5 protein-coding genes and 1 pseudogene are annotated in these 5,909 nt (G+C 65.6%); all 6 read right to left on the reverse strand.

The features are described from left to right. Window positions 1-217, reverse strand: a pseudogene (locus tag JHD67_RS20655) (hypothetical protein); the annotation flags it as partial. A gap of 27 nt (window positions 218-244) precedes the next feature. After that, window positions 245-958 carry a DUF2931 family protein gene (locus tag JHD67_RS20660; RefSeq protein ID WP_199101044.1) on the reverse strand — a complete coding sequence of 238 codons (714 nt, stop codon included), beginning with the start codon at window positions 956-958 and terminating at the stop codon, window positions 245-247. A gap of 5 nt (window positions 959-963) precedes the next feature. Then, on the reverse strand, window positions 964-2,421 hold the full coding sequence (gene tssA / locus JHD67_RS20665; RefSeq protein WP_199101045.1) for a type VI secretion system protein TssA: 1,458 nt from the start codon (window positions 2,419-2,421) through the stop codon (window positions 964-966). Further along, the gene (gene vasI / locus JHD67_RS20670; protein WP_199101046.1) at window positions 2,409-3,101 is read right to left on the reverse strand and encodes a type VI secretion system-associated protein VasI; all 693 of its coding nucleotides are present in this window, start codon (window positions 3,099-3,101) and stop codon (window positions 2,409-2,411) included. The genes tssA and vasI overlap by 13 nt, the downstream gene beginning before the upstream one ends. After that, the gene (locus tag JHD67_RS20675) at window positions 3,098-4,660 is read right to left on the reverse strand and encodes a sigma-54 dependent transcriptional regulator (RefSeq protein WP_199101047.1); all 1,563 of its coding nucleotides are present in this window, start codon (window positions 4,658-4,660) and stop codon (window positions 3,098-3,100) included. The genes vasI and JHD67_RS20675 overlap by 4 nt, the downstream gene beginning before the upstream one ends. Before the next feature lie 10 nt (window positions 4,661-4,670). Further along, a partial coding sequence (locus JHD67_RS20680; RefSeq protein ID WP_199101048.1) for an AAA family ATPase occupies window positions 4,671-5,909 on the reverse strand: 1,239 nt, incomplete at its 5' end.

The raw sequence follows: 5,909 nt of genomic DNA on the forward strand, positions 1-5,909 counted from the left end.
CGCGCATGCCTTCCACCGCGGGGGCAAACGTAAGAAAGGACTGGATGGATTCCTCGATGGGGAAAATGCCCTTGCACTTGCCGCAGTACACCAGGTGGCCGCGCCCGGCCACCGCGTGCCCGCGATGACTCAACAGCCGGTAGCCATTGAGTACATAGCCTTCCACACCGTCGTGGACCACTTTGGAACAGCAGGTAATGCCTTTGCGTTTAGTCATGGCGATACGTCCTTGTGTCGGTTTGGATTACCAGCTGCCGTAGGGAATAGCGTGCTGTTCGAGGTACTGCTTGGTTTTGTCGTCCATGCGGACGTAGCGGCCTCCAAAGCGCCCTAGATCTGGCCCTTCCGGCACCACCTTGGCCTGCCCGCGCGCGATCTCCAGCGGTGGCAGGCCGCCACCGGTGATCCACAAAATGGTGCGTCCGCCCGGCGCCACACCGATGGTGATATCACTGCGACAAGCACTGCGTGGCGGGCCGTACCAAGGCTTGGCCATCTCGCGATGGACCAGTGCCTTGCGCAGTTCGTCGGTGACCGGAAAGCGCCAGTAGTAGGCTTGCGGCTCTACCAGCGACTGCCAGCGCACGTAGATTTCCTTGGGCGCGTGTCCGTTCCCCAGCCGAACGCCGCCGCCGCCGCCGCGCAGGCCGCTCCAGCCTTCGGCGTCTGGCAATTGCCCCACCACGCCTTGCGGAATGTCGTGCCAGTGGTCCTTGGTATCGAGCACCCACAGCGCCTCGACCCAGGCCTCCATGTGTTGAGGCGAAGCGACGTCGATCGCCCAGGGTCGGCAGCCCGCATGGGCATAGTCGGTGTCCATGCTGGGCGGCGGGTCGCCGCAGCCGCTGAGCACCGCGAGCAGTCCGGTAAGCGCGGCAGCGCGCAGCGCGCGCATAACCGTGTGGCGGCCAAAACATGCACCTTGTCTGTTGCCGGTTTGACTTGGCTTATCGCGCATGCGCGTTACCTCCGGGTGGTGATCACTGAGGGCACCGCCACGGACGGCCGGCTCACGTGTTCGTACAGCGAGGGCTCCCATAGTTCGGCGGCCAGCGCCTGCATGCTGCGCTGAGCGCTGGCGTAGAGGTCATCGGCGAGCCAGGTGAGGCCACGCGAGGCAAGCAAGTCAGCGGTGATGACGGTGACGTAGCAGCGATGACGCGGGGCCGACTGGCTGTTGGCCAGTTCTTGCAGGCGCTTGAGCACGGCTTCCACGCCATCGTTGTCCAACTGTGCGGTGAGTTCCTCACGCAGGTAACCGTATTCCTGCGCGTGACCGACACCGCTATTGCCCTCGTTGGCGCCGCTCAGCCACACCAGGGTTTCGCTATCGATAAACGGGCGACCGTCGTTGAAGCACAGTTCGGTCAGCATGGGGATGCGGCGGGCGAAGCGTTCGGTGGCGAGCCGGATGGCGGCGGCGACTTCTTTCATCTCCAGCCGCGCGGCAATGCCGGCGGCGAGGTAGCTGCCACGTATCCAGTAGGGTGAGGACACCACGCTCTTTTCCACGCGTTGCAGCAGCACGGGCGTTACGGCATCGCCGCGCAGCGCGTCCTGGTAGCCCTGCACGATATCGGCGGGCACGCCCATGAGTTCGGTGCGCTGTTCGCGGCGCGCGGGCGGCGCGGCGTTGAGGTATGCCCAGAGCGCAAAGCGGCGCAGCTGGTAGCCGGTGGGGTCGTAGGCATCCTGCTGGCAGACGAAATCCGCCACGGCGAGCAGGGAGCGCCGGTTCTCGCGCTCTTCGCCGAGTTTAAGGTTGCCGCCGGTGCTGAAGAACTCCTCGCTGATGGCGGTGCCGCCCTTTTGTCCGGGCGACGGCACGGCCTTGGCGGGCGCGATGTCCGGAAAGCGCGTGGCTTCCACCTGCTGGCGAAGCTTGGTTTCCAGGCGCGTGAGCTGTGCAACATCCAGCTGCGCGGCGACGGCATGGGCCTGCAACTCATCCATGGCTTGCTGCGCGCTGGCTTGGTGCTCCTGCGCAAAGCTGTGGCTATCGAGCAGCGGCAGGGTGTCCGCCAGGCGATCGACCAGCAGCGCCACTTGCTTGCGCTTGGCGAGGTAGCCGGTGGGGCCGGGCTTGGGGTAGCCGCTTTCCCAGTACTCCGCGACCATGCCGGCGAGCACGCCCGCGGCCTGGGCCCATTGGCTCCACGTACGCGCGCGCAGGCGCGCGGTGATGAGGTGGCCGACGACGCGGAAGTGTTTGCATTGCTGGGCGAGGAACTGGCGCGAGGCTTCGTCGATGTACGACCAATCCATGCGCGGCTCGTTGAGGCCGCCCAGCTTGACCATCTCCTGATCGATGGCCTGATAGGTTTCGTCTTCCTCGTCGAAGTGACCGGCGGGCTGGAGCGCGTCGATGGGCTCCAGCAGGGCGTCCCTATCCAGTGGCGTGAAGTCCATCACCAGTGACATGCCTCGCGTTGCTGGGCGATCAGTTCCTGCAGGCCGCTGGCGTCGAAGATCAGGCCATCGAGCGGTGGATAGTCGCTTTCGGTCTGCAGGCGGCTGCCATTGCCCAGGCGCTTGAGCACGTCGATGGCGACCAGGCCGCGCCCGGCATCGACGATGTTGCCGACATCGAGCACCTGCCAGAGGGCGGTGTCGGTGACGGGCTTGTCGTCCAGCAGCAGGCGAATGCGAACGCGGTTGTCGGGAATGGCCTTGCCCGTAAGCAGCTGCAAGCGCGTGATGCGCGAGAGGCAACTGATGGCGAGCAAGGGGCGCGGTGCGTCGCTACCCAGGGCCGGGGCGGATATCACCATCTGCGCGCCACCAGGGTCGCTCGCCGTCGAGCGCGATAGCAGAAACTGGTGGTTCTCGCCTTTTCGATCCGCTTCGTTGCGCTGTACCAAGGCGATGATGGGTGAGTTTTCGCTGGCTACGGTGGTGGCGGGCGCGGGGGCGGCCGTGGACGCCGCTGAGCCGGGGATATTTCCAGGCGTTCGCGCTACGGCATCGAAACAGCCGAGCCGTTCCACCGCCGATGCGATCTTGGTGCAGTCGGGTGTTTGCACAGCGGCGGCGGGCGCTTGCTCGTGGTTGGAGCAACCGGCGAGCAGCAGCAGTAGGGGCAAGGGGGCAAGCTTGTTCATGGGGTGTCGGTCTCGCTGTCGAGATTCCATTTGAGGCACTTGTAGGCAAGCGTGCGTTTGGGGATGCCGAGGCTTTGCGCGGCTTTGGCACGGGAGCCGCGCAGTTGGCGCAGTCGGCCGCCGATCATCAGCCGCTCGAAGGCATCCACGGCCTCAGGCAGGTAGGCGGTGCCCAGCAGATCGCGCAGGGCGGCATCGGTAATGGCGGTTGGTGCTTCCTCGCAGGTCAACAGCGATTGCACGGTTTGCGCGCTCACCATGTCGCCCGCCGCCGTGCGTTCGGCCGCCGCGAGCACGAGGCTGCGCAGTTCGCGCACGTTGCCCGGGAAGGGCTGTTGGCGCAGCAGCGCGATGGCGGGCGCCGCGAAACCCGGGATATGGGATCGCTGCTCACGGTTGTACTGAAGCAACACATGCGCGGCCATGACGCCGATGTCTTCGGGCCGATCGCGCAGCGGAGGAAGATGGAGCCGCTGCTGTCGTATGCGAAAGTAGAGATCCTCGCGGAAGCGACCTTCCCGAATGAGCTGGGGCAGTGGCTGATGGGTGGCGCAGATCAGCCGGAAGTCGGATTCGCGCTCCTTGGTGGAACCCACCGGGCGATATTTCTTCTCGTTGAGCACGCGCAGCAAGGTGCCTTGCAGCAGCAGCGGCATGTCCCCGATTTCATCGAGGAACAAGGTGCCCCCGTGCGCTTCGGCAACCAGCCCGGTGCGCGCCTGATTGGCGCCGGTATAGGCGCCGCGCGTGCTGCCGAACAGTTCGGCTTCGATCAGGTCTTTGGGGATGGCGGCGCAGTTGACGGGTACGAACGCGCCGCCGCGCGAGGAGGCTTGATGAATCAACCAGGCCGCATGGTCCTTGCCGGCACCGGTTTCGCCGGTGACGAGCGTGGAAAGACTGGAATCGGCCAGACGCAGCATGTCGTCGCGAATCCGTCGCGCGGCGGCGCTTTCGCCCACGAATTCCGCCGACAGCAGGCGTCGCGCGCGCGAGGTGCTTTTGTCTGCCTCGAGCTTGCGCTTGACCACATGCTCGTAGCGGTAGCTTTCCTCCGCCGCCATCTGCTCGCTGAGGCGGGCGAGCAGATGCTGGTGCATGTCGCCCAGCGCGTTCCAAACGGGATCGGCCTGCCACGCGCGCAAGGTGGCGTGCGCACCCAGCAGCGCCACGACGCCCCAGGGCTGACTTTGTGCACCTTTCAGCGCGACCACCAGCAATGCCGGCGCGCTGGGCCAGCGCTGGCGCAAGGCGTCGAAGCTTTTGCCGACATCCACCAGCGCCGCCATGTTATCGACCAGGCATGGCTTGCCTTGGCGCAGGCAATAGACCAACGGGTTATCCAGCTCGGCCATGTCCAGCGACGGCAGCTCATGCTCCGGCAGGTTGACCGCGGCGACCGGTGAAAGCCGGTCGCCGGTGATATCGCACCGGTAGCAGCAAGCGCCCTGAAGGCCATGGGCTTCCACGGCCGCACCCAGAAACTCGCGCGTGATCGTCGCTGGACGTGTGGCCAGCGCAAGGGACCGGGCGAGGTGAGCTACCGCGAGCGCTTCCATGGCCTGGCGATCAATCCAGGGTCGCCGTGAACACGCCACCGTCCCAACCAAGCTGGGCACGCGTGAAGGGCGTGCCGGCCGCGATGCGCTGAAGCACCGCGAGCGAGAGCGGGGGAAGCAGGTCGCCATCCAGGCTGGCATCGAGGATGCGCGCACCGTTTTCATGGCGGGTGCAGCGCGTGCGCAGCTCGGCGGTCGCGCTTTCGTCCAGTACGAGTGTCGCGTCGTAGCGTGCGGTGAATTGGCGACCCAGGCGTTGCAGGCGCGCCTGGACGATCTCGCCGAGTACGCTCTCATCGAGATACTGGTACGGCACCACTTGCATACGCGCGAGCAGCGCCGGCTTGAAGAACTGCATGATGCGGCCGCGCAGTGTCGCTTCGTCCAGATCGCACAGCGAGCCGTCCTGCTGATCGAAGCCCAGGTTGGAGGTGAGAAAGAACAGCACGTTCTTGCAGTCGATCAAGCGGCCTTCACCATCCGCCAGCTCGCCCTTGTCGAAGGCCTGATAGAAGATGTTGAGCACTTCGGGGTGCGCCTTCTCCACCTCGTCCAGCAACACCACCGAGTAGGGGCGCTGGCGGATGGCTTCGGTGAGGATGCCGCCTTCGCCGTAGCCGACGTAGCCGGGCGGCGCGCCCAGCAGACGCGATACGGTGTGCTTTTCCTGGTACTCGGACATGTTGATGGTGGTGAGAAACTGCTTGCCACCAAACAGGGCGTCGGCCAGCGCGAGCGCGGTTTCCGTTTTGCCCACGCCACTGGGGCCGACAAGCAGGAACGCGCCAAGCGGTGTGCCGGGCCGACGCAAATCCGCCATGGCGGTAAGCAGGTGCTTGTGCACGCGCTCGATCGCCACGCCCTGCCCCTTGATGCGCTCGCCCAGCAGGCTCGGCAAGGTGCTCAGGCGATCCATGCGATCGGCGGTCATGGCGTTGGCGGGGATGCCGGTCCAGTCGGCGATGACCTGGGCGATCTGTTCGGCGCCGACATCGGCATGCAGCAAAGCGCCCTGGCGCTGAAGCTCCGCCAATGCCGAAACGGCTTCGATCAACTCCGGCTGGGCCGCCGACGTGTCACCGAGGGTATCGCTGTCGGCGCCTTCTTCCTGTTGCCCGCGCAGGGTGAGAATGGTGTCGACCAGTTGTTTCTGGCGCTCCCAGTCGTGTTGAAGCTGCGTGATCTTTTCGCCGATGGCGAGCTGAAGCGTTTGCAGCTCGCCGATGCGGCGATCATCCACCGCGCGCCC

The sequence above is a fragment of the Dyella sp. ASV21 genome, from assembly GCF_016428975.1.
GTDB lineage: Bacteria > Pseudomonadota > Gammaproteobacteria > Xanthomonadales > Rhodanobacteraceae > Dyella.